The organism is Escherichia sp. WS3227_2 (assembly GCF_046486495.1).
Taxonomy (GTDB): domain Bacteria; phylum Pseudomonadota; class Gammaproteobacteria; order Enterobacterales; family Enterobacteriaceae; genus Escherichia; species Escherichia coli.
In genome coordinates, this window is record NZ_JBJQLG010000007.1 from 61,788 (window position 1) to 87,489 (window position 25,702).

At 52.9% G+C, this 25,702-nt stretch carries 18 protein-coding genes; 11 read left to right on the forward strand and 7 right to left on the reverse strand.

Features of this window, described 5'->3' with window-relative positions; genetic code table 11:
- Positions 1–183 precede the first annotated feature (183 nt).
- Positions 184–1,806, forward strand: a complete 1,623-nt coding sequence (gene pckA / locus ACJHXB_RS11585; protein ID WP_001309803.1) for a phosphoenolpyruvate carboxykinase (ATP) — start codon at positions 184–186, stop codon at positions 1,804–1,806.
- 76 nt (positions 1,807–1,882) lie between these two features.
- Here pckA and envZ read toward each other — a convergent pair whose 3' ends face one another.
- Complete coding sequence (gene envZ / locus ACJHXB_RS11590; RefSeq protein ID WP_001253707.1) at positions 1,883–3,235, reverse strand: two-component system sensor histidine kinase EnvZ; 1,353 nt, start codon at positions 3,233–3,235, stop codon at positions 1,883–1,885.
- A complete protein-coding gene (gene ompR, locus ACJHXB_RS11595) occupies positions 3,232–3,951 on the reverse strand; it encodes a two-component system response regulator OmpR (RefSeq protein ID WP_001157751.1) in 720 nt (239 codons plus the stop codon). The genes envZ and ompR overlap by 4 nt, the downstream gene beginning before the upstream one ends.
- A gap of 227 nt (positions 3,952–4,178) precedes the next feature.
- Between ompR and greB the strand changes: the two genes are divergently transcribed.
- The 6 genes from greB (at position 4,179) to rpnA (ending at position 11,410) form a co-directional block, all read left to right on the forward strand.
- A complete protein-coding gene (greB, locus tag ACJHXB_RS11600; RefSeq protein WP_000856744.1) occupies positions 4,179–4,655 on the forward strand; it encodes a transcription elongation factor GreB in 477 nt (158 codons plus the stop codon).
- 96 nt (positions 4,656–4,751) lie between these two features.
- A complete protein-coding gene (locus ACJHXB_RS11605; RefSeq protein WP_000980764.1) occupies positions 4,752–7,073 on the forward strand; it encodes a Tex family protein in 2,322 nt (773 codons plus the stop codon).
- Positions 7,074–7,512: 439 nt separating this feature from the next.
- The gene (feoA, locus tag ACJHXB_RS11610; protein ID WP_001200455.1) at positions 7,513–7,740 is read left to right on the forward strand and encodes a ferrous iron transporter A; all 228 of its coding nucleotides are present in this window, start codon (positions 7,513–7,515) and stop codon (positions 7,738–7,740) included.
- A gap of 16 nt (positions 7,741–7,756) precedes the next feature.
- Positions 7,757–10,078 carry a Fe(2+) transporter permease subunit FeoB gene (feoB, locus tag ACJHXB_RS11615; protein ID WP_000737015.1) on the forward strand — a complete coding sequence of 774 codons (2,322 nt, stop codon included), beginning with the start codon at positions 7,757–7,759 and terminating at the stop codon, positions 10,076–10,078.
- Positions 10,078–10,314, forward strand: coding sequence for a [Fe-S]-dependent transcriptional repressor FeoC (gene feoC / locus ACJHXB_RS11620; RefSeq protein ID WP_001315049.1), 237 nt, complete (start codon positions 10,078–10,080; stop codon positions 10,312–10,314). Before feoB ends, feoC begins: the two co-directional genes overlap by 1 nt.
- 202 nt (positions 10,315–10,516) lie before the next feature.
- Positions 10,517–11,410: a recombination-promoting nuclease RpnA gene (gene rpnA, locus ACJHXB_RS11625; protein WP_000039076.1), complete on the forward strand. Its 894-nt coding sequence runs from the start codon at positions 10,517–10,519 to the stop codon at positions 11,408–11,410.
- A 219-nt stretch (positions 11,411–11,629) separates the two neighbouring features.
- On the opposite strand, the gene bioH is transcribed toward rpnA, so the two are convergent.
- On the reverse strand, positions 11,630–12,400 hold the full coding sequence (gene bioH, locus ACJHXB_RS11630; protein ID WP_001060102.1) for a pimeloyl-ACP methyl ester esterase BioH: 771 nt from the start codon (positions 12,398–12,400) through the stop codon (positions 11,630–11,632).
- A 37-nt stretch (positions 12,401–12,437) separates the two neighbouring features.
- On the opposite strand from bioH, the gene gntX reads away from it, so the two are divergent.
- The 3 genes from gntX to gntT all read left to right on the forward strand — a co-directional run bounded on the left by gntX (position 12,438) and on the right by gntT (position 15,432).
- Positions 12,438–13,121, forward strand: coding sequence for a DNA utilization protein GntX (gene gntX, locus ACJHXB_RS11635; protein ID WP_001469395.1), 684 nt, complete (start codon positions 12,438–12,440; stop codon positions 13,119–13,121).
- A 58-nt stretch (positions 13,122–13,179) separates the two neighbouring features.
- Positions 13,180–13,755, forward strand: a complete 576-nt coding sequence (nfuA, locus tag ACJHXB_RS11640; protein WP_000619389.1) for a Fe-S biogenesis protein NfuA — start codon at positions 13,180–13,182, stop codon at positions 13,753–13,755.
- A 360-nt stretch (positions 13,756–14,115) separates the two neighbouring features.
- Positions 14,116–15,432: a gluconate transporter gene (gene gntT / locus ACJHXB_RS11645; protein ID WP_001131758.1), complete on the forward strand. Its 1,317-nt coding sequence runs from the start codon at positions 14,116–14,118 to the stop codon at positions 15,430–15,432.
- Between the two features lie 47 nt (positions 15,433–15,479).
- Here gntT and malQ read toward each other — a convergent pair whose 3' ends face one another.
- Both malQ and malP read right to left on the reverse strand, forming a co-directional pair.
- Positions 15,480–17,561 (reverse strand): 4-alpha-glucanotransferase, encoded by a 2,082-nt coding sequence (gene malQ, locus ACJHXB_RS11650; RefSeq protein WP_000444339.1) that lies wholly within the window; start codon positions 17,559–17,561, stop codon positions 15,480–15,482.
- Between the two features lie 9 nt (positions 17,562–17,570).
- A complete protein-coding gene (gene malP, locus ACJHXB_RS11655; RefSeq protein WP_000081890.1) occupies positions 17,571–19,964 on the reverse strand; it encodes a maltodextrin phosphorylase in 2,394 nt (797 codons plus the stop codon).
- 622 nt (positions 19,965–20,586) lie between these two features.
- Between malP and malT the strand changes: the two genes are divergently transcribed.
- Positions 20,587–23,292: an HTH-type transcriptional regulator MalT gene (gene malT, locus ACJHXB_RS11660; protein WP_000906970.1), complete on the forward strand. Its 2,706-nt coding sequence runs from the start codon at positions 20,587–20,589 to the stop codon at positions 23,290–23,292.
- Between the two features lie 42 nt (positions 23,293–23,334).
- Here the strand turns inward: malT and rtcA are convergent, their stop codons facing one another.
- Positions 23,335–24,351, reverse strand: coding sequence for an RNA 3'-terminal phosphate cyclase (gene rtcA, locus ACJHXB_RS11665; RefSeq protein ID WP_001604915.1), 1,017 nt, complete (start codon positions 24,349–24,351; stop codon positions 23,335–23,337).
- 3 nt (positions 24,352–24,354) lie between these two features.
- On the reverse strand, positions 24,355–25,581 hold the full coding sequence (gene rtcB / locus ACJHXB_RS11670; RefSeq protein ID WP_001105489.1) for an RNA-splicing ligase RtcB: 1,227 nt from the start codon (positions 25,579–25,581) through the stop codon (positions 24,355–24,357).
- Between the last annotated feature and the right edge of the window lie 121 nt (positions 25,582–25,702).

Sequence of the window (25,702 nt, forward strand, 5' to 3'; positions counted from 1 at the left end):
AACATTTTCCACACCTAAAATGCTATTTCTGCGATAATAGCAACCGTTTCGTGACAGGAATCACGGAGTTTTTTGTCAAATATGAATTTCTCCAGATACGTAAATCTATGAGCCTTGTCGCGGTTAACACCCCCAAAAAGACTTTACTATTCAGGCAATACATATTGGCTAAGGAGCAGTGAAATGCGCGTTAACAATGGTTTGACCCCGCAAGAACTCGAGGCTTATGGTATCAGTGACGTACATGATATCGTTTACAACCCAAGCTACGACCTGCTGTATCAGGAAGAGCTCGATCCGAGCCTGACAGGTTATGAGCGCGGGGTGTTAACTAATCTGGGTGCCGTTGCCGTCGATACCGGGATCTTCACCGGTCGTTCACCAAAAGATAAGTATATCGTCCGTGACGATACCACTCGCGATACTTTCTGGTGGGCAGACAAAGGCAAAGGTAAGAACGACAACAAACCTCTCTCTCCGGAAACCTGGCAGCATCTGAAAGGCCTGGTGACCAAACAGCTTTCCGGCAAACGTCTGTTCGTTGTCGACGCCTTCTGTGGTGCGAACCCGGATACTCGTCTTTCCGTCCGTTTCATCACCGAAGTGGCCTGGCAGGCGCATTTTGTCAAAAACATGTTTATTCGCCCGAGCGATGAAGAGCTGGCAGGTTTCAAACCAGACTTTATCGTTATGAACGGCGCGAAGTGCACTAACCCGCAGTGGAAAGAACAGGGTCTGAACTCCGAAAACTTCGTGGCGTTTAACCTGACCGAGCGCATGCAGCTGATTGGCGGCACCTGGTACGGCGGCGAAATGAAGAAAGGGATGTTCTCAATGATGAACTACCTGCTGCCGCTGAAAGGTATCGCTTCTATGCACTGCTCCGCCAACGTTGGCGAGAAAGGCGATGTTGCGGTGTTCTTCGGCCTTTCCGGCACCGGTAAAACCACCCTTTCCACCGACCCGAAACGTCGCCTGATTGGCGATGACGAGCACGGCTGGGACGATGACGGCGTATTTAACTTCGAAGGCGGCTGCTACGCAAAAACTATCAAGCTGTCGAAAGAAGCGGAACCTGAAATCTACAACGCTATCCGTCGTGATGCGCTGCTGGAAAACGTCACCGTGCGTGAAGATGGCACTATCGACTTTGATGATGGTTCAAAAACCGAGAACACCCGCGTTTCTTATCCGATCTATCACATCGAAAACATCGTTAAGCCGGTGTCCAAAGCGGGCCACGCAACTAAAGTTATCTTCCTGACCGCAGATGCTTTCGGCGTATTGCCGCCGGTTTCTCGTCTGACTGCCGATCAAACCCAGTACCACTTCCTCTCTGGCTTCACCGCCAAACTGGCCGGTACAGAGCGCGGCATCACCGAACCGACGCCAACCTTCTCCGCTTGCTTCGGCGCGGCATTCCTGTCGCTGCACCCGACCCAATACGCAGAAGTGCTGGTGAAACGTATGCAGGCGGCAGGCGCGCAGGCGTATCTGGTTAACACCGGCTGGAACGGCACTGGCAAACGTATCTCCATTAAAGATACCCGCGCCATTATCGACGCCATCCTCAACGGTTCGCTGGATAACGCAGAAACCTTCACTCTGCCGATGTTTAACCTGGCGATCCCAACCGAACTGCCGGGCGTAGACACGAAGATTCTCGATCCGCGTAACACCTACGCTTCTCCGGAACAGTGGCAGGAAAAAGCTGAAACGCTGGCGAAACTGTTTATCGACAACTTCGATAAATACACCGACACCCCAGCGGGTGCCGCGCTGGTAGCGGCTGGTCCGAAGCTGTAATGATTTGAAGCTGGAGAATATCTATCCAGTATCTTATAGAAAGCAAAACGGGAGGCACCTTCGCCTCCCGTTTTATTTACCCTTCTTTTGTCGCACCCTGCGCCCGCGTTACCGGCACAGGCAGCCAGGCGCGAATGGAAAGCCCGCCCCGCTCGCTGGTGCCAAGCTCCAGCATGCCGTTATGGTTATCCACGATACGCTGCACAATTGCCAGCCCTAATCCCGTGCCGCTAATGGTGCGCGCACTGTCGCCGCGAACAAACGGCTGGAACAGGTGCTTACGTTGTTCCGGCGCAATTCCCGGACCGTCATCTTCCACCTGGAACCAGGCGCGATTCGGCTCCGTTCCGCTGCTGACTTTGATCCAGCCATTGCCGTAACGGGCGGCGTTCACCACCATATTCGCCACCGCACGTTTGATCGACAGCGGGTGCATTTTCACTTCAATGCTGCCGGGGTAAAGCGCGGTTTCAATTTCCCGCTCATAGCCACTTTCGGCGGCAATCACCTCACCGAGCACTGCGTTGAGATCCGCCATTTCCATCGGCATCTCCTGCCCGGTGCGCAGGTAGTCGATAAACTGCTCAATGATGGCGTTGCACTCTTCGATATCTTTATTGATCGATTCGGCCAGGTAGCCATCCTGCTCGCTCATCATCTCGGTTGCCAGGCGAATGCGCGTCAGCGGCGTACGTAGATCATGACTTACCCCCGCCATCAGCAGCGTGCGATCATCCGCCAGTTGCTTAACACCAGCCGCCATATGGTTAAAGGCGCGGGTAACCGAACGCACCTCGGACGCGCCATATTCACGCAGCGGCGGCGGAATAATCCCTTTACCGACCTGCAGAGCAGCATGTTCGAGATCGACCAACGGTCGGTTCTGGATACGGATAAACAGCCACGCCCCGCCTATCGCCAATAGCATAATCGCCAGCGTATAGCGGAACAGCGGAGAAAAATCACCCTGATGAATTTCGGTCAGCGGCACGCGCACCCAGATATTGGGCGACAGCCAGGTTTTCAGCCAGACGACAGGAGAACTTTTGTTGACCTCAACGCGCACTTCCGTCGGGCCGCCCAGTTGCTGCGCCATCTGATGGCTTAAGAATTCATAGTGTTGTGCCCAACGCAGACCGGCCTCTTCGGCAGCTTCGTTGGAATAGAGAGAGATCCCCAGCTCCCGGTAGATCTCCCGACGGAAAGCGGGAGGCACAACCAACTGCGTGCCGTCCTCCAGTTGCAGTTTGTCGGTCATCAACATACGCACTTCGTACGCGAGGACTTTATTAAACTGCTGGAGGCTCGGCAAAATCGCGAAGTTCAGCACCACCAGATAAGTCGTCACCAGGCTGACGAACAGCAAGGTGACGATGAGCAATAACGTACGGGCAAATGAACTTCGTGGCGAGAAGCGCAATCGCCTCATGCTTTAGAACCGTCCGGTACAAAGACGTAGCCCAGACCCCAGACGGTCTGAATGTAACGCGGATGCGCCGGATCTTCTTCCACCATGCGGCGTAGACGCGAAATCTGCACGTCGATGGAGCGTTCCATTGCGGAGTATTCACGGCCACGGGCAAGGTTCATCAGCTTATCGCGGGAGAGCGGCTCACGCGGATGGCTGACCAGTGCCTTCAGTACCGCAAACTCACCGCTGGTGAGCGGCATCGGCTCGTCTTCGCGGAACATTTCGCGCGTACCGAGGTTAAGTTTGAACTTACCGAAAGCAATTACCGCCTCTTCCTGTGACGGCGCGCCCGGCAGTTCGTTCGCCTGACGACGCAGCACCGCACGAATGCGGGCCAGCAGTTCACGCGGGTTAAACGGTTTTGGAATGTAGTCGTCAGCGCCAATCTCCAGGCCAACGATACGGTCCACTTCTTCCCCTTTCGCCGTCACCATAATGATCGGCATCGGGTTGCTCTGGCTACGAAGACGTCGGCAAATCGACAAGCCATCTTCACCAGGTAACATCAAATCCAGTACCATAAGATGGAAAGATTCACGAGTCAGCAGGCGATCCATCTGTTCTGCATTAGCGACGCTTCGAACCTGGAAGCCTTGTTCGGTGAGATAACGTTCCAGCAGCGCGCGCAGGCGCATGTCGTCATCGACCACCAGAATCTTGTAGTTCTCTTGCATTGTTTGTACTCCCAAAGGTTCGCAACAATTTGTAAGCGTGTATTCTTAAAAAAGCTCACGTTCGTCACCAGCTAAATCTGGTATGAATTTCAGCCTAAATTGTTACAAAGCATATTAAACAGCAGCTTAAGTATACAATTTATTCGGCGAAACATTATTGATTCTGTTGATATGATCACGTTATACCCAATGTGCGCATTATCAAACAGACAAAGGGAATCAACGAGATGAAAACGCCCCTGGTTACCCGGGAAGGGTATGAAAAACTCAAACAAGAGCTTAATTATCTCTGGCGTGAAGAACGCCCGGAGGTCACAAAAAAGGTGACCTGGGCCGCAAGTCTGGGCGACCGCAGCGAAAATGCTGACTATCAGTATAATAAAAAGCGCCTGCGTGAAATCGACCGTCGCGTGCGCTATCTCACTAAATGCATGGAAAATCTCAAAATCGTCGATTACTCCCCGCAGCAGGAAGGCAAAGTCTTTTTTGGCGCGTGGGTGGAGATTGAAAACGACGATGGCGTGACTCACCGTTTCCGTATTGTCGGCTACGATGAAATTTTTGGCCGTAAAGATTACATCTCTATCGATTCCCCGATGGCTCGCGCATTGCTGAAAAAAGAGGTGGGCGACCTGGCGGTGGTCAATACCCCTGCCGGGGAAGCGAGCTGGTATGTTAATGCTATCGAGTACGTGAAACCGTAAGGAAGAGTCTTAACCTCCTGCCGATGGCTGGCATTTTTGCCAGCCAGTCCGTATAACTATCCCTTGATTTTTGATCCAAAAAGATGAACTCAAACCATGATGAATGATTCGTTCTGCCGCATTATTGCGGGTGAAATTCAGGCGCGCCCGGAACAGGTTGACGCTGCCGTTCGCCTGCTTGACGAAGGGAATACCGTGCCGTTTATCGCACGTTATCGTAAGGAAATTACCGGCGGTCTGGATGACACGCAGCTGCGTAATCTGGAAACGCGTCTGAGCTATCTGCGCGAGCTGGAAGAGAGACGTCAGGCGATCCTCAAGTCCATTTCCGAGCAAGGCAAACTCACTGACGAGCTGGCGAATGCCATCAACGCCACACTAAGCAAAACCGAACTCGAAGACCTCTACCTGCCCTACAAACCTAAACGCCGCACCCGCGGGCAAATCGCCATTGAAGCAGGGCTTGAGCCGTTGGCTGACCTGCTGTGGAGCTCTCCATCACACACGCCAGAAGTCGCCGCTGCACAATATGTTGATGCCGATAAAGGCGTGGCAGATACCAAAGCCGCGCTGGACGGCGCGCGCTATATCCTGATGGAACGGTTTGCCGAAGATGCCGCGCTGCTGGCGAAAGTGCGTGATTATCTGTGGAAGAACGCGCATTTAGTTTCTACGGTGGTGAGTGGTAAAGAAGAGGAAGGGGCGAAATTCCGCGACTATTTCGATCATCACGAACCGCTGTCAACGGTGCCTTCTCACCGCGCGCTGGCGATGTTCCGTGGTCGTAACGAAGGCGTACTTCAGCTTTCGCTGAATGCCGATCCGCAGTTCGATGAGCCGCCAAAAGAGAGCTATTGCGAGCAAATCATTATGGATCATCTCGGCCTGCGCCTGAACAATGCCCCGGCGGATAGCTGGCGCAAAGGCGTGGTGAGCTGGACGTGGCGCATCAAGGTGCTGATGCATCTGGAAACCGAACTGATGGGCACCGTGCGCGAACGCGCGGAAGATGAAGCAATCAACGTCTTTGCCCGTAACCTGCACGATCTGCTGATGGCGGCCCCAGCCGGACTGCGTGCAACGATGGGCCTCGATCCGGGTCTGCGTACCGGGGTAAAAGTAGCGGTGGTCGATGCAACTGGCAAACTGGTGGCGACCGATACCATTTACCCGCACACCGGACAAGCCGCAAAAGCAGCGATGACCGTTGCTGCCCTGTGTGAAAAGCATAATGTTGAACTGGTGGCGATCGGCAACGGTACAGCTTCCCGCGAAACTGAGCGTTTCTATCTCGACGTGCAGAAGCAGTTCCCGAAAGTGACCGCGCAGAAAGTGATCGTCAGCGAAGCAGGCGCGTCGGTTTACTCGGCTTCCGAGCTGGCAGCGCAGGAGTTCCCGGATCTCGACGTTTCGCTGCGTGGCGCGGTATCTATCGCCCGTCGTTTGCAAGATCCGCTGGCGGAGCTGGTGAAAATCGATCCGAAATCTATCGGCGTAGGTCAGTATCAGCATGACGTCAGCCAGACGCAGCTGGCACGCAAACTGGATGCAGTAGTAGAAGACTGCGTAAACGCTGTTGGTGTTGATCTCAACACCGCTTCTGTTCCGCTGTTAACTCGCGTGGCGGGCCTGACGCGCATGATGGCGCAAAACATCGTTGCCTGGCGCGATGAGAACGGTCAGTTCCAGAACCGTCAGCAACTGCTGAAAGTGAGCCGTCTGGGGCCGAAAGCCTTCGAGCAGTGCGCGGGCTTCTTGCGCATTAACCATGGTGATAACCCGCTGGACGCGTCTACCGTCCACCCGGAAGCCTATCCGGTGGTGGAACGCATTCTGGCAGCAACACAGCAGGCACTGAAAGATCTGATGGGTAACAGCAGCGAGCTGCGTAACCTGAAAGCGTCTGACTTTACTGATGAAAAATTCGGTGTACCGACGGTAACTGACATCATCAAAGAGCTGGAAAAACCGGGTCGCGATCCGCGTCCGGAATTTAAAACCGCTCAGTTTGCCGATGGCGTCGAGACAATGAACGACCTGCAACCGGGGATGATCCTCGAAGGCGCAGTGACCAACGTCACCAACTTTGGCGCGTTTGTCGATATCGGCGTGCATCAGGACGGCCTGGTTCACATCTCTTCATTGTCGAATAAGTTTGTGGAAGATCCGCATACCGTGGTGAAAGCGGGCGATATTGTGAAGGTGAAAGTGCTGGAAGTGGATCTTCAGCGCAAACGTATCGCCCTGACTATGCGTCTGGACGAGCAGCCTGGCGAAACCAACGCGCGTCGCGGCGGCGGGAATGAACGCCCGCAAAACAACCGCCCGGCAGCCAAACCGCGTGGGCGTGAAGCGCAGCCTGCCGGTAACAGCGCGATGATGGATGCGCTGGCGGCGGCAATGGGCAAAAAACGTTAAACGCCCTGATAGACAAACGTAAACCTGCCAGATAAAGCGTTCACGCCGCATCTGGCAACGAACGCCTTGCCTGACATAAAAGTGCCGGAGAATATCTCCGGCCTTTTTATTCCACAGCCAAACTCACAATATATTCCGTTAATATTTATCACTTCATTAACAAATGAAACCTTAATTAAACATTAACCAGTCCTGGTAATTCGCTATTCGAATTATATTTTCGCTGCGATATAACCTTGAGCCACATCAACATTGAGTCAGATTATTATTCAAACCAACATTCGCACACATTTTAAGTATTGCTGATAGAAACCATTCTCATTATCATTGTATTGTTGATTATTTAATCTCTCCTTCGTTGGCAAATCATCTGGTCTCATGTCGCTGTCAAACGCCCCATGAGGTAGTTATCCAGTTAATGAGAAACAAGTAGGCACCTATGCAATACACTCCAGATACTGCGTGGAAAATCACTGGCTTTTCCCGTGAAATCAGCCCGGCATATCGCCAAAAACTGCTTTCTCTAGGCATGTTACCAGGCTCCTCTTTTAATGTGGTGCGCGTCGCTCCACTCGGCGACCCCATTCATATCGAAACCCGTCGTGTGAGCCTGGTATTACGCAAAAAAGATCTGGCCTTATTAGAAGTGGAAGCGGTTTCCTGTTAATACGGTGATAACAACAATGAAAAAATTAACCATTGGCTTAATTGGTAATCCAAATTCTGGCAAGACAACCTTATTTAACCAGCTCACTGGTGCACGTCAGCGTGTAGGTAACTGGGCTGGCGTTACCGTCGAACGTAAAGAAGGGCAATTCTCCACCACCGATCATCAGGTCACGCTGGTGGACCTGCCCGGCACCTATTCTCTGACCACCATCTCATCGCAGACCTCGCTCGATGAGCAAATCGCCTGTCACTATATTCTGAGTGGCGACGCCGACCTGCTGATTAACGTGGTGGATGCGTCTAACCTTGAGCGTAACCTGTACCTGACGCTGCAACTGCTGGAACTCGGCATTCCCTGCATCGTGGCACTGAACATGCTCGACATTGCCGAGAAGCAAAATATTCGTATTGAAATTGATGCTCTGTCGGCGCGTCTTGGCTGCCCGGTGATCCCGCTGGTTTCAACCCGTGGTCGCGGTATTGAAGCGCTCAAGCTGGCGATTGATCGCTATAAAGCTAACGAGAATGTGGAACTGGTGCATTACGCACAGCCGCTACTCAACGAAGCAGATTCACTGGCAAAAGTGATGCCTTCCGACATCCCGCTGAAACAACGTCGCTGGCTGGGCCTGCAAATGCTGGAAGGCGATATCTACAGCCGCGCCTACGCCGGTGAAGCGTCGCAGCATCTGGATGCCGCCCTCGCCCGTCTGCGTAATGAGATGGACGATCCGGCGCTGCACATTGCCGATGCGCGTTACCAGTGCATTGCTGCCATCTGTGATGTGGTAAGCAACACCCTGACGGCAGAACCCAGCCGTTTCACCACTGCGGTAGATAAAATCGTGCTCAACCGTTTCCTCGGTCTGCCGATTTTCCTCTTTGTGATGTACCTGATGTTCCTGCTGGCTATCAACATCGGCGGGGCGTTACAGCCGCTGTTTGATGTCGGTTCCGTGGCGCTGTTTGTGCATGGTATTCAGTGGATTGGCTACACGCTCCACTTCCCGGACTGGCTGACTATCTTCCTCGCCCAGGGCCTGGGCGGCGGTATTAACACCGTGCTGCCACTGGTGCCGCAGATCGGCATGATGTACCTGTTCCTCTCCTTCCTTGAGGACTCCGGCTATATGGCGCGTGCGGCGTTTGTGATGGACCGTCTGATGCAGGCGCTGGGCTTGCCGGGGAAATCCTTTGTACCGCTGATCGTTGGTTTCGGTTGTAACGTACCGTCGGTAATGGGCGCACGTACGCTTGATGCACCGCGTGAACGTCTGATGACCATCATGATGGCACCGTTTATGTCCTGCGGCGCGCGTCTGGCTATCTTCGCAGTATTTGCGGCTGCTTTCTTCGGGCAGAACGGTGCGCTGGCGGTCTTCTCGCTGTATATGCTCGGTATTGTGATGGCGGTGCTGACTGGCCTGATGCTCAAGTACACCATCATGCGCGGTGAAGCGACGCCGTTTGTCATGGAGCTGCCGGTCTACCATGTACCACACGTTAAAAGCCTGATTATCCAGACCTGGCAGCGTCTGAAAGGCTTCGTTCTGCGTGCTGGTAAAGTGATTATCATCGTCAGCATTTTCCTGAGTGCTTTCAACAGCTTCTCTCTGAGCGGGAAAATCGTCGATAACATCAACGACTCGGCGCTGGCTTCCGTCAGCCGGGTGATCACCCCAGTCTTCAAGCCGATTGGCGTGCATGAAGATAACTGGCAGGCAACGGTTGGCCTGTTTACAGGCGCAATGGCGAAAGAAGTGGTGGTGGGTACGCTCAACACCCTCTACACCGCAGAAAATATTCAGGACGAAGAGTTCAATCCGGCGGAATTTAACCTCGGTGAAGAGCTGTTCAGTGCGGTAGATGAAACCTGGCAGAGCCTGAAAGACACCTTCAGCCTTAGCGTACTGATGAACCCGATTGAAGCGAGCAAAGGCGACGGCGAAATGGGTACCGGGGCGATGGGTGTGATGGATCAGAAATTCGGTAGCGCAGCTGCCGCATACAGCTACCTGATTTTCGTCCTGCTGTACGTACCGTGCATCTCGGTGATGGGTGCTATCGCCCGTGAATCAAGCCGTGGCTGGATGGGCTTCTCCATCTTGTGGGGGCTGAATATCGCTTACTCGCTGGCAACATTGTTCTATCAAGTCGCCAGCTACAGCCAGCATCCAACTTACAGCCTGGTGTGCATTCTGGCGGTTATCCTGTTTAACATCGTGGTTATCGGTCTGCTGCGCCGCGCGCGTAGCCGGGTGAATATCGAACTGCTGGCAACGCGCAAATCGGTAAGCAGTTGCTGCGCAGCCAGCACCACCGGTGATTGCCATTAATGGCTTCACTTATTCAGGTACGTGATTTGCTGGCGTTACGGGGCCGTATGGAAGCGGCCCAGATAAGCCAGACATTGAACACGCCGCAGCCAATGATTAACGCCATGCTGCAACAGCTGGAAAGCATGGGCAAAGCCGTGCGGATTCAGGAAGAACCTGACGGCTGCCTCTCTGGCAGTTGTAAAAGCTGCCCGGAAGGCAAAGTCTGTCTGCGCGAGTGGTGGGCGCTGCGTTAACCATACTCCATCGCCTGTTTTGAAAAGCCCGGTATGCGTTTGCATCCGGGCTTTTTTGCGTGCGGCTTTCCATAAAAATGCAATTCTTGCAGCGCGACGTAAGTTCCTCTGAAAGCGTCTCGCAGGGATGAAAACTGGCTAATGCACAGGTGTGGAGTGGCGCGTAGAGTCGCGGCATTCAAATAACAGGTGAAGGAACGCCATGAGCAAAAAGCAGAGTTCCACCCCACACGATGCGCTGTTCAAACTCTTTTTACGCCAACCGGAGACGGCATGCGATTTTCTTGCGTTTCATTTACCGGCACCCATTCACGCGCTCTGTGATATGAAAACCCTCAAGCTGGAGTCGAGCAGCTTTATTGATGACGATCTGCGTGAAAGCTATTCCGACGTGCTGTGGTCGGTGAAAACGGAACAAGGACCAGGATACATCTATTGTCTGATTGAACATCAAAGCACCTCAAACAAACTGATCGCATTTCGCATGATGCGTTACGCTATTGCCGCAATGCAAAATCACCTTGATGCCGGATACAAAACGTTGCCGATGGTGGTGCCATTGTTGTTTTACCACGGTATTGAAAGCCCCTATCCCTATTCGCTGTGTTGGCTGGATTGTTTCGCCGATCCCAAACTGGCAAGGCAGCTTTATGCCTCCGCATTTCCGCTGATTGATGTCACCGTCATGCCTGATGATGAAATCATGCAGCACCGACGCATGGCGCTGCTGGAGTTAATTCAAAAACATATCCGTCAACGCGATCTGATGGGGCTGGTAGAGCAAATGGCCTGCTTATTAAGTAGTGGATACGCTAATGACAGACAAATCAAAGGGCTGTTTAATTACATCTTGCAAACCGGCGATGCGGTACGTTTTAACGATTTTATCGACGGCGTTGCCGAACATTCACCGAAACACAAGGAGAGCTTAATGACTATTGCGGAAAGATTGCGGCAGGAAGGGTTTCAGAAAGGTATACGTACCAACGCCCTAAATATTGCCAAAACCATGCTGGACGCCGGAGTTTCTCTTGAGGACGTTCTGCGATTTACCAGCCTGACGGTTGAAGACCTTGCTGAAATAAATCATCAATAACGTAAAGGATGGTTTTAATGACAGATGCAGAAAGAGAATATCTTATTAGTTACCTGATTGGTTATTTATTGGGTCGACGCCTGGAAGCCCTGGATATCGCCAAAAGAATGCTGTAATCCTGAGTCCCTCTTGCGGACATCATGCGTTTTACCGGGGTGTCAGAAGAAGAGTTGGCTGCGGCGAGTCAGTAAAGTTCTGTCTCGCCATTTCAAAAGCCACCTACACCCTCTGCTTCAACGCCACCAGCACGTGACGAAACTCGACCGGATGCGAAATAAACGGCGCATGGGCCGCTTTGGCGAAAATGTACGACTCGCTGTGCGGCCAGAGTTTATCCAGCATCGGCACCACTTTGCGCGGCACCAGACCATCGAGATAACCATACAATCGCAAAAACGGCATGGACACGTTTTGCAGCGGCTGACGGAGATCGACCGTTTTGAGGATTTCCAGCCCACCATTGAGCACGTCAACCTCCGGCATCGGTAACGCCAGAACGGTTTTCTTCAGCGCCCGCGCATCCTGGCGCGCCGTTTCAGTACCCATGGTTTGTAACGCCAGGAACCGCTCCACCGTACGCTGAAAATCTTCACTGAGTTGCTGCTGAAATCCCGCCAGCACGTCCGGTTTTATCCCCGACCACTCGTCACGAGCACTAAAACAAGGCGACGACGCCACGGTGACCAGCGCCTGAACACGCTCGGGATGGGTTAACGCAATCTGGCTTGCCACCAGCCCGCCCAGACTCCAGCCTAACCAAATGGCTTTATCAGGTGCCTGTCGCAGCACGGCTTCGGCCATATCAGCAAGTGACATCGCACCAAATCCCCGGCTGCGCCCGAAACCGGGCAGATCAACAAGGTGCAGCGTAAAATGCGAGCTAAGTTCCTCGTCAATGCAACGCCACACTTCGGCATTCAGTCCCCATCCGTGCAACAGCACAAGATGAACATTCCCCTGACCTTTGGTCTGCCACCAGATGTTATTCATCCGCTATTGTTCTCTTTTGACTTACAAGGATGAACATATGCTAACAGTACCGGGATTATGCTGGCTATGCCGAATGCCGCTGGCGTTAGGTCATTGGGGGATTTGTTCAGTCTGCTCACGCGCCTCCCGTAGCGATAAAACGTTATGCCCACAATGTGGATTACCCGCCACACACGCCCATCTTCCCTGCGGTCGCTGCCTGCAAAAACCGCCGCCCTGGCAAAGACTGGTCACGGTTGCCGACTATGCGCCGCCGTTAAGCCCGCTAATCCACCAGCTTAAGTTTTCCCGGCGCAGCGAAATCGCCAGCGCCCTGGCACGTCTGTTACTATTGGAAGTCTTACACGCTCGTCGCACCACCGGCTTGCAACTGCCGGATCGCATCATCAGCGTTCCGTTATGGCAGCGACGTCACTGGCGTCGGGGATTTAATCAGAGCGATTTGCTGTGTCAGCCGTTATCCCGCTGGTTGCACTGCCAATGGGATAGCGAAGCCGTCACACGTACCAGGGCCACTGCGACCCAGCATTTTCTCAGTGCCCGGCTGCGCAAGCGCAACCTGAAAAATGCCTTTCGCCTTGAATTGCCTGTGCAAGGTCGCCATATGGTGATTGTGGATGATGTCGTCACCACCGGAAGTACCGTCGCAGAGATTGCGCAGTTGCTTTTACGCAATGGTGCGGCGACTGTCCAGGTCTGGTGCCTTTGTCGAACCTTGTAGAGCCTCGATGATGGGCGTATTATAACCAACTAAAATAGTCAACTATTAGGCCATTACTATGATCCGTATTTCCGATGCTGCACAAGCGCACTTTGCCAAACTGCTGGCAAATCAGGAAGAAGGGACACAAATCCGCGTATTTGTGATTAACCCTGGCACGCCTAACGCTGAATGTGGCGTTTCTTATTGTCCGCCGGACGCTGTAGAAGCCACCGACACTGCCCTGAAATTTGACCTGCTGACCGCGTATGTTGATGAGTTAAGCGCTCCTTACCTGGAAGATGCAGAGATCGATTTTGTTACCGACCAGTTGGGTTCTCAGCTAACACTGAAAGCGCCTAACGCCAAAATGCGTAAAGTCGCAGACGATGCACCGCTGATGGAGCGCGTTGAGTATATGCTGCAGTCGCAGATCAACCCGCAACTGGCTGGTCACGGTGGTCGCGTTTCGCTGATGGAAATCACCGAAGACGGTTACGCTATTCTGCAATTTGGCGGCGGCTGTAACGGTTGTTCCATGGTCGATGTAACGCTGAAAGAAGGGATCGAGAAGCAGCTGCTGAACGAATTCCCGGAGCTGAAAGGTGTGCGCGATCTCACCGAACACCAGCGCGGCGAGCACTCCTACTACTAAGTTATCCCCTCTTTTGTAGATTGCCCGATGCGACGCTAAAGCGTCATTTCGGGCCTATGTTGAACATGTGCCAGACGTTGGCGCAGCATTGCTTTGGCAACCCCCTCCCTTCGTTTCCCCGCGATAATATGACCAACCTCTCATAATTTAAATTTACCCCGCTCTGGTGATTCTCAAACGCCGGATGTTACCCGTATCATTCACATGGGTACCAAACATACTCCTGACATCTGACTACAATAATTAGTTTTAGTGGGTATCAGTCGTGGTGCCGCAATATCTCTGTTCCCGATTGGGATAATTAGAGTTTGTCGTCAGAAAATTGACGTTACCCATAACAAATGAAAGGCCAGGTAAATCATGCCATTAGTCATTGTTGCTATCGGTGTAATCTTGTTGTTGCTCCTGATGATCCGTTTCAAAATGAACGGCTTCATCGCTCTCGTCCTCGTGGCGCTTGCTGTTGGATTAATGCAAGGAATGCCGCTGGATAAAGTTATTGGCTCTATCAAAGCCGGTGTCGGCGGAACGCTCGGTAGCCTTGCCCTGATCATGGGTTTTGGCGCAATGCTGGGCAAAATGCTGGCAGACTGCGGTGGCGCACAACGTATCGCCACCACGCTGATTGCTAAATTTGGTAAAAAACACATCCAGTGGGCGGTGGTACTGACCGGTTTTACCGTTGGTTTTGCCCTGTTCTATGAAGTGGGTTTCGTGCTGATGCTGCCGCTGGTGTTTACCATCGCGGCTTCCGCGAATATTCCACTGCTGTATGTTGGTGTACCAATGGCGGCTGCACTGTCTGTGACCCACGGCTTCCTGCCACCGCATCCGGGTCCGACTGCGATTGCCACCATTTTCAATGCCGATATGGGTAAAACCCTGCTGTACGGTACTATTCTGGCAATCCCGACCGTGATTCTCGCCGGTCCGGTTTACGCTCGCGTGCTGAAAGGTATCGATAAGCCGATCCCGGAAGGTCTGTACAGCGCGAAAACCTTCAGCGAAGAAGAGATGCCGAGCTTTGGCGTCAGCGTCTGGACCTCTCTGGTGCCGGTTGTACTGATGGCGATGCGTGCGATTGCCGAAATGATCCTGCCGAAAGGTCACGCTTTCCTGCCGGTAGCGGAGTTCCTCGGTGACCCGGTAATGGCTACGCTGATTGCCGTACTGATTGCGATGTTCACCTTTGGTCTGAACCGTGGTCGTTCAATGGATCAGATTAACGACACGCTGGTTTCTTCCATCAAAATCATTGCGATGATGCTGTTGATTATCGGTGGTGGCGGTGCGTTCAAGCAGGTGCTGGTAGACAGCGGCGTGGACAAATACATTGCTTCCATGATGCACGAAACCAACATTTCTCCGCTGCTGATGGCCTGGTCGATTGCTGCCGTACTGCGTATCGCGCTGGGTTCCGCAACCGTTGCGGCAATCACTGCGGGTGGTATCGCGGCACCGCTGATTGCAACGACGGGTGTTAGCCCGGAGCTGATGGTTATTGCGGTTGGTTCCGGTAGTGTGATTTTCTCTCACGTGAACGATCCGGGCTTCTGGCTGTTCAAAGAGTACTTTAACCTGACTATCGGCGAGACCATCAAATCCTGGTCGATGCTGGAAACCATTATCTCGGTGTGCGGTCTGGTAGGCTGTCTGCTGCTGAATATGGTGATTTGATAACACTGACTGCCGGATGCATCGCATCCGGCATCAACCGCACCCTACTACTTCTTCGCTGCCGCTCTGCGCCGTCTGTCCAAATCCTTCAGCAACTTGTTCACGCCATCATCGGCAAACATCGCCTCAAGCGTTGCGGAGAGCTTGCGCCGCCAGTTTTTATACTGGTAACTGGTGCCGGGAATATTCACCGGTTCAGCCATATCCAGCCAGTCTTCCGGCTGTAGTCCTAACAGAGCACTGTTACTGTCGGCAATGTAGCGCTGCAAACCACGATTAAGCGTCGGCGTCATCGACATCAACGATGCCTTATGCCCGGCACGTTTTGGCAGACAACCATATTTATGCAGTGCATCCAGCAGCCCTTGCTTCGCCAGTTCGCGATCCTGATACAGACCGCGCAGTACCACTTCATCCGGATACAGGCCCAGAGTTTTGCCCAGCGTTAGATCCCCGCTCTCCCAGTAGCCGCGTAGCGTAGGCAGGTCGTGTGTCGCCGCAACCGCCATCGACTGCTCTGGGTACGCTTTCGGTGAGCGGAATGTCTTCTCGTGGTCGTTTTCGAAATAGAGCACTTTGTAGGAGTACACACCGCTGCTGCGCAGCTTACCAACAATCTCTACCGGTACGGTACCGAGATCTTCACCAATCACCATACAGCGATGACGCTTACTTTCGAGTGCCAGAATCGAGAGCAGATCATCCACCGGATAGTGAACATATGCCCCCTGATCTGCCGTCTCGCCATACGGTATCCACCACAAACGCAGCATCGACATCACATGGTCAATTCGTAATGCGCCGCAATTTTGCATATTGGCGCGCAACAGCTCGATAAACGGTTCATAGGCACGCGCGGTGATGATATGCGGGTCCATTGGCGGCAATCCCCAGTTCTGCCCCAACGGGCCGAGGATATCCGGCGGTGCGCCAACCGACGCTTTCAGACAATACAACTCCCGGTCGCACCAGGTTTCTGCTCCACCCTCTGCTACACCAACGGCCAGGTCACGATACAAGCCAATCGGCATTTCATAGCCCTGGCTTATCTCCCAGCAGTCGGCAAACTGGCTGTAAGCCAGCCACTGCAACCAGAGATAAAAATCGACGTCATCACGATGTTCTTCGCAGAACTGGCGCACTTCTGGTGAATCCACGTTCTGATACATCTCTGGCCATGCAGGCCAGCCCCAGCGCATTTCGTCCTCTTTCACTTGCTGGGCATGTAGTGCGTCAAACGCCGCCTGCCAGAACAGGCTGTCGCCTTGCTCTGCAACAAACTGGCGAAACGCGGCCATCTGTTCATCATCACGTTGCGCGAAACCTTTCCACGCCATTCGTAATGCTGTCATTTTTAGGGCGGTAACCGTGGAGTAATCGACCCAGTCGGCATCCCGCGCCTGTTGCAGCGTCTGTTGCGTGGTCGGCAACTTCCACCAGGCCTGAGCCTCTTCGCTAAGATGGAAATCTTCAACGGCGTTAACGTCGATATAAATCACATTCAGCCAACGGCGAGAAGACGGGCTATACGGGCTGGCACTTTCCGGATTTGCCGGATAGAGCGCATGAATCGGGTTCAGACCGATGAACGACCCGCCACGTTTTGCCACATCCACCAGCATCGCTTTGAGATCGCCAAAATCCCCAATACCCCAGTTTTTTTCCGATCGCAGCGTATAAAGCTGAACGCAGGCACCCCACAGCTTTTGTTTGTTCAGCAACGCCTGCGGTTCGTAACAGCGTTTCGGGGCGACAATCACCCGGCAATGCGCGCGCTGGTCGTCCTGGGTGAGTGTCAGCGTGTGATAACCTTCCGGCAGCTTCGTCGGTAGATTGAACGCTTTGCCCCCCGTTACATGGCCTTTGTACTGCGTTCCTTCTTCGGTGGTCAGCAGCCAGCTATATTCGCCGCTGCCCTCCACCACCATCGGCATTTTTTTGCCGCTGGTATAAACCATGACATTCGGGACTGGCGTTACCGCCACTTTCGTGGCGGTACGTTGATGCATCGCGTCAAGCAAACGCCGTTTGGTTTCGGCGCTAATCGACTGCGGTTTACCGTGGGCATTGATGTAATTGGGGCTAATCCCCGCCGCCAGCGCGGCATTATCCAGACGTTTGCTTTCCATCGAGCTTCCTTAGCGTTTTGCCTGCCAGATACGAGCCTGATAATCGCGAATAGAGCGATCCGAGCTAAACATACCGCAGCGGGCGGTATTGAGGATCGCCGCGCGAGTCCAGGCCTCCTGGTCGCGGTACAGCACATCCACCTGCTTTTGTGCCTCTACATAGGCTGCGAAATCCGCCATCACCAGATACGGATCGCCGCCCTGTTTGCCGATACTGTGCAGCATCTGGTCGAAGGCATGCTTATCGCCGTCGCTGTATTTGCCGCTTTCCAGCTCTTTCAATACTGCGTCCAGCACCTTATCTTTCTTCCGCCATTTCACCGGGTCGTAGCCTTTGGCCAGAATTGCCTTCACTTGTTCCACGGTATGACCAAAAATAAAGATATTTTCTTCACCAACTTTCTCGGCGATTTCAACGTTCGCACCATCCAGCGTACCGACAGTAAGCGCACCATTGAGCGCCAGTTTCATATTGCCGGTACCGGAAGCTTCTTTACCTGCCGTCGAAATTTGTTCGGAGATATCCGCCGCCGGGATCAGTTTTTCCGCCGCCGAAACGCAATAATCCGGCAGGAACACCACCTTCAATTTGTCGCCAACCAGCGGATCGTTGTTGATCACGTCAGCCACTTTGTTGATCGCAAAGATAATATTCTTCGCCAGGTAGTAGCCCGGTGCCGCTTTCGCGCCGAAGAGGAAGACGCGCGGTACGCGATCAGCCTGCGGGTTTTCACGAATTTCTTTGTACAACGCCAGAATATGCAGCAGATTCAGGTGCTGGCGTTTGTACTCATGCAGACGTTTGATCTGAATATCGAAAATCGCCTGTGGATTGATCTCAATACCGGTACGAACTTTCACAAACTCTGCCAGACGGACTTTATTCGCCTGCTTGATCTCGCGATATTGCTGACGGAATTTCGCATCATCAGCGAATTTTTCCAGATTGATCAGTTGATCGAGATCGTTAGCCCACTCTTTTTTCAGTGATTTATCCAACAGAGCCGCCAGTGCCGGGTTGCACTGTTTGATCCAGCGACGTGGGGTAATACCGTTGGTGACGTTATGGAATTTGTTCGGCCATAGCTGGTGATATTCCGGGAACAGATCTTTCACCACCAGATCCGAGTGCAGCGCCGCAACACCGTTCACCGCGAAACCGCCAACCACACACAGGTTCGCCATATGCACTTGTTTGTCGTGCACCACCGCCAGTTTGGCCCACACTTTTTCATCGCCCGGCCAGGTTTTCTCCACCAGCGTTTTAAAGCGAGTATTAATTTCGTTAATAATCTGCATGTGGCGCGGCAGTAAGCCTTTCACCAGTTTCACATCCCAGCGTTCCAGCGCTTCTGGCATCAGGGTATGGTTGGTGTAAGCGAAAGTTTTGCTGGTAATGGCCCAGGCGTCATCCCAGCTCATCTGGTGCTCATCGATCAGCACGCGCAGCAGTTCTGGAATCGCGATAGTTGGGTGGGTATCGTTCAGCTGAATAACTTCGTACTCCGCCAGCTCGTGCAGTTTACGCCCCGCCAGATGATGGCGACGCAAAATATCCGCTACCGAGCAGGCACACTGGAAGTATTGCTGCATCAGGCGCAGCTTTTTACCGGCAGTATGGTTGTCGTTTGGATAGAGAACTTTGGTCAGTTTTTCCGCGTTGATGCCCTGCTGTTCGGCACGCAGGAAATAACCGTCGTTAAATTTAGTCAGATCAAACGGATGCGCGTGCGTCGCCTGCCACAGACGCAGAGGCTGCGCCACGCCATTACGATAGCCGACAACGGGGAGATCCCACGCTTGACCAGTAATGGTAAATTCCGGCTCCCAGCGTCCATCTTTCGTCACTTTACCGCCAATTCCAACCTGCACATCCAGTGCTTCATTGTGGCGGAACCACGGATAGTTACCACGATGCCAGTCATCCGGCGCTTCAACCTGTTTGCCATCGACAAATGACTGGCGGAACAAGCCATATTGATAATTAAGGCCGTAGCCAGTAGCTGACTGCCCGACGGTCGCCATTGAGTCGAGGAAGCATGCCGCCAGACGTCCCAGACCACCGTTACCCAGCGCCGGGTCGATCTCTTCTTCCAGCAAGTCAGTCAGGTTGATGTCATAAGCCTTCAACGAATCCTGTACATCCTGATACCAGCCGAGATTCAACAGGTTGTTGCCCGTCAGGCGACCAATCAAAAACTCCATTGAGATGTAGTTAACATGCCGCTGATTCGCCACCGGTTTGGCAAATGGCTGAGCACGCAGCATTTCGGCCAGTGCTTCGCTCACTGCCAGCCACCACTGACGAGGGGTCATTTCAGCCGCAGAATTTAAGCCATAACGCTGCCACTGACGTGAAAGCGCTTCCTGAAATTGCTTATCGTTAAAAATAGGTTGTGACATAGGAGTTCCACTTTTCTTAGATTTTCAACACAACGTTATCGCTAGTTTGCCAGGCTCGATGTTGACCTTCCTCATCCTGCGGGGGATTAGGCAGGGAGGAGTTGCGGGGATGAGCAAGGAAATGTGATCTCAACCACTTAAAGCTAGTGCAAACCACAGGATTAGCAGCAAATCAATGCCATACAGCGCAGAAAATCTGTATCTAAGTGCAAAAAATGGCCGTTGCGTATTTTCAAAAAGCGGAAGGTAACTCTATAAATTAAGTAAAGGAGTGAAACAGTTTCATAAGTAAAATATCCAGTGTGCTCCATCTCATTCTTAATAGATTTATTAAGATCATCTTTTTAGATAGCACTTTCATCAGGAATGAAGAAGAAACCCTTGCTTAAATGAATCTGATGAACATAAGGGAAATACCGTACAACCCAGCATTCACGCTGTATCAGCGTCGTTTTAGGTGAGTCATTAATAAAGATTTGGAATTGTGACAGAGTGCAAATTCAGACACATAAAAAAACGTCATCGCTTGCATTAGAAAGGTTTCTGGCCGACCTTATAACCATTAATTACGAAGCGCAAAAAAAATAATATTTCCTCATTTTCCACAGTGAAGTGATTAACTATGCTGATTCCGTCAAAATTAAGTCGTCCGGTTCGACTCGACCATACCGTGGTTCGTGAGCGCCTGCTGGCTAAACTTTCCGGCGCGAACAACTTCCGGCTGGCGCTGATCACAAGTCCTGCGGGCTACGGAAAGACCACGCTCATTTCCCAGTGGGCGGCAGGCAAAAACGATATCGGCTGGTACTCGCTGGACGAAGGTGATAACCAGCAAGAGCGTTTCGCCAGCTATCTCATTGCCGCCGTGCAGCAGGCAACCAACGGTCACTGTGCGATATGTGAGACGATGGCGCAAAAACGGCAATATGCCAGTCTGACGTCACTCTTCGCCCAGCTTTTCATTGAGCTGGCGGAATGGCATAGCCCACTTTATCTGGTCATCGATGACTATCATCTGATCACTAATCCAGTGATCCACGAGTCAATGCGCTTCTTTATTCGCCATCAACCAGAAAATCTCACCCTGGTGGTGTTGTCACGCAACCTTCCGCAACTGGGCATTGCCAATCTGCGTGTTCGTGACCAACTGCTGGAAATTGGCAGTCAGCAACTGGCATTTACCCATCAGGAAGCGAAGCAGTTTTTTGATTGCCGTCTGTCATCGCCGATTGAAGCCGCAGAAAGCAGTCGGATTTGCGATGACGTTTCCGGTTGGGCGACGGCACTACAGCTAATCGCCCTCTCCGCCCGGCAGAATACCCACTCAGCCCATAAGTCGGCACGCCGCCTGGCGGGAATCAATGCCAGCCATCTTTCGGATTATCTGGTCGATGAGGTTTTGGATAACGTCGATCTCGCAACGCGCCATTTTCTGTTGAAAAGCGCCATTTTGCGCTCAATGAACGATGCACTCATCACCCGTGTGACCGGCGAAGAAAACGGGCAAATGCGCCTCGAAGAGATTGAGCGCCAGGGGCTGTTTTTACAGCGGATGGATGATACCGGCGAGTGGTTCTGCTATCACCCGCTGTTTGGTAACTTCCTGCGTCAGCGCTGCCAGTGGGAACTGGCGGCGGAGCTGCCGGAAATTCACCGTGCCGCCGCAGAAAGCTGGATGGCCCAGGGATTCCCCAGCGAAGCGATTCATCATGCGCTGGCGGCAGGCGATGCGCTGATGCTGCGCGATATTCTGCTTAATCACGCCTGGAGTCTGTTCAACCATAGCGAACTGTCGCTACTGGAAGAGTCGCTTAAGGCCCTGCCGTGGGACAGTTTGCTGGAAAATCCGCAGTTGGTGTTATTGCAGGCGTGGCTGATGCAAAGCCAACATCGCTACGGCGAAGTTAACACCCTGCTGGCCCGTGCTGAACATGAAATCAAGGACATCAGAGAAGGCACCATGCACGCAGAATTTAACGCTCTGCGCGCCCAGGTAGCGATTAACGATGGTAATCCGGATGAAGCGGAACGGCTGGCGAAACTGGCACTGGAAGAACTGCCTCCGGGCTGGTTCTATAGCCGCATTGTGGCAACCTCGGTGCTGGGTGAAGTGTTGCACTGCAAAGGCGAATTGACCCGCTCACTGGCGCTAATGCAGCAAACCGAACAGATGGCGCGCCAGCACGATGTCTGGCACTACGCCTTATGGAGTTTAATCCAGCAAAGTGAAATTCTGTTTGCCCAAGGGTTCCTGCAAACCGCGTGGGAAACGCAGGAAAAAGCGTTCCAGCTGATCAACGAGCAGCATCTGGAACAGCTGCCAATGCATGAGTTTCTGGTGCGCATTCGTGCACAGCTGTTATGGGCCTGGGCACGGCTGGATGAAGCCGAAGCGTCGGCGCGCAGCGGGATTGAAGTCTTGTCGTCTTATCAGCCACAGCAACAGCTTCAGTGCCTGGCAATGTTGATTCAATGCTCGCTGGCCCGTGGTGATTTAGATAACGCCCGTAGCCAGCTGAACCGTCTGGAAAACCTGCTGGGGAATGGCAAATATCACAGCGACTGGATCTCTAACGCCAACAAAGTCCGGGTGATTTACTGGCAAATGACCGGCGATAAAGCCGCCGCTGCCAACTGGTTGCGTCATACGGCTAAACCAGAGTTTGCGAACAACCACTTCCTGCAAGGTCAATGGCGCAACATTGCCCGTGCACAAATCTTGCTGGGCGAGTTTGAACCGGCAGAAATTGTTCTCGAAGAACTCAATGAAAACGCCCGCAGTCTGCGGTTGATGAGCGATCTCAACCGTAACCTGTTGCTGCTTAATCAACTGTACTGGCAGGCCGGACGTAAAAGTGACGCCCAGCGCGTGTTGCTGGACGCATTAAAACTGGCGAATCGCACAGGATTTATCAGCCATTTTGTGATTGAAGGCGAAGCGATGGCGCAACAACTGCGCCAGCTGATTCAACTCAATACGCTGCCGGAACTGGAACAGCATCGTGCGCAGCGTATTCTGCGAGAAATCAATCAACATCATCGGCATAAATTCGCCCATTTCGATGAGAATTTCGTTGAACGTCTGCTAAATCATCCGGAAGTGCCAGAGCTGATTCGCACTAGCCCGCTCACGCAACGTGAATGGCAGGTACTGGGGCTGATTTACTCCGGTTATAGCAACGAACAAATAGCGGGTGAACTGGAAGTGGCGGCAACCACCATCAAGACGCATATCCGCAATCTGTACCAAAAACTCGGCGTCGCCCACCGTCAGGCCGCGGTACAACACGCGCAGAAACTGCTGAAGATGATGGGATATGGGGTGTGAGTTTAGCCGGATAATACGTCGGATCCGGCTTACATCTTTATATCATTCAATGCTCACCCGCGTTACGCCATCCGCCTCCACCAGACTAAACCGCACTGGCAAGAAACGCTCCACCACCGCAATATTGGTCAGCAGATGGCATGAGGGATGGGCGACCGTAAATTCTCCCGCGCCCGCCAGCGCCATCGGTAGCACCAGCTGGTCGGCGAGATATTCCCCCACCGCCGCCGGGCTTGCCAGGTAGCGTTTCACCTCTTTCACTAACTGTGCCGCGACCACCTCGGCACTGACGCGCTTTTCACCGACGACAAAAAAGCGTTCAGTGATATTTTCACTTTCGACTTCCAGCGAAACGGTATTACCCGGCCCCTGGTCGCGCGGCAGGCTATGAATATTCTGTTCATGCAGGGAAAAACTACCCGCCAGTGTAGCGATTTCACGCTCAGCAACATGGCGCGGCACGCCAGCTAATAGCACCTCTCCACGCATCTGCACAATGTTCCCGCGCTCGCCAAGTTGCAAGGTGTTAAACAATGCCACGGGCGAGACTTCCGTTGCCACCACCCCGCCTCCAGCAGGATAAAAACCGTGGCGTAATAATGTGGTTTGCTGATGAATGCCCATTTTCGCCAGCAGCGGCTCCAGCACCCGGCGGATAAAATCCGCAGGCGGTGCCGACGGGTTATCGGTGCCGCCGCTCACTTCAACACGCGAAGGTCCATCGGCAAACCACAGCGCGGGCAGCACCGTTTGCAGCACCAGCGTGCTACTTCCGGCACTACCGATAGCAAAGCGGTAATCGCCGCCGCGCACGGTGCCAGGCCGGAAGACCAGACGCTGCGACCCCAGCTCCGCGCCTTCCACCGTTGCTCGGCAAATTTCCGTCGCCGCCTTAACCGCGGTCAGATGCTGGCGCAACAGCCCCGGTTTCGCCCGCCCGGCACGAATGCCAGTGATGGTAAATGGCTGGCCGGTTATCATCGACAGGCTCAGCGCCGAGCGCAGGATCTGCCCGCCGCCTTCGCCCTGTGCGCCATCCAGCGCAATCATCCTTTTCATCATTTATCCTTTTACGCACACCACCTGACGCAGGGTATAGATAACTTCCACCAGATCGCTTTGTGCCGCCATCACCGCATCAATATCTTTATACGCCATCGGGATTTCGTCGATCACTTCGGCATCTTTACGGCATTCCACATGTGCGGTGGCACGAATTTGATCTTCCACGCTGAACAGTTTTTTCGCTTTAGTACGGCTCATTACCCGCCCGGCACCGTGGCTGCACGAACAGAACGACTCTTCATTTCCCAGCCCACGGACGATAAAGCTTTTCGCTCCCATCGACCCTGGAATAATTCCATATTGACCAGCACGCGCAGACACCGCGCCTTTACGCGTCACGTAGATCTCTTCACCAAAGTGCTGTTCTTTTTGCACATAGTTGTGGTGACAGTTGATCTCTTCCATCGCCAGCGTTTGTGGCTGTCTGACCGTTTTCTGCGTAATGCTCTGCAACGCCGTTACCACGTTTTCCATCATCGCATCGCGGTTAAGGCTGGCAAAAAGCTGCGCCCAGGCCACGGCTTTCAGGTAATCATCAAAGTATTCCGTACCTTCCATAAAGTACGCCAGATCACGCGACGGCAATGTTTCAAGCGTTTCCTGCATCTCTTTTTGCGCCAGATCGATAAAGTAAGTCCCGATGGCGTTACCAATTCCGCGTGAACCGGAGTGCAGCATAATCCACACCTGGTCCGACTCATCAAGGCAGATTTCAATAAAGTGGTTACCCGTTCCCAGCGTTCCCAGGTGTTTATAGTTGTTAGTGTTAAGGAAACGGGGATATTTTTGCGTTAACCACTGATAACCGACTTCCAGCTCAGTCCATTTCGCATCGACGTTAACAGGCGGGTTTTCCCATGCGCCTTTATCACGTTTACAACGGCCAGTGGTACGTCCGTGCGGCACGGCCGTTTCAATCGCCTGACGCAGCTCCGCCAAGTTTTCAGGCAGGTCTGCCGCCGTTAACGCGGTGCGCAGCGCGTTCATTCCACAACCGATATCCACGCCCACCGCCGCCGGAATAATCGCCCCTTTGGTCGGGATCACGCTACCTATGGTGGAACCTTTACCCAGGTGTACATCAGGCATTACCGCAATATGTTTGAAAATAAACGGCATCTTCGCCGTATTAATAAGTTGCTGACGCGCATCGGCTTCTACCGGCACGCCTTTGGTCCACATTTTTACCGGGGCATTTTCAGTGGTCAGTAATTCGTAATTCATTGTGTTTTTCTCTTTTCGTTGGTATGTCCTGATAATTGCAACCGTCGTGCCAGAAAATTAAATAAGCAGATTAATTTTTTAATTTATTGTTTCTAAAAAGATTATATCTTTACGTCCGTAA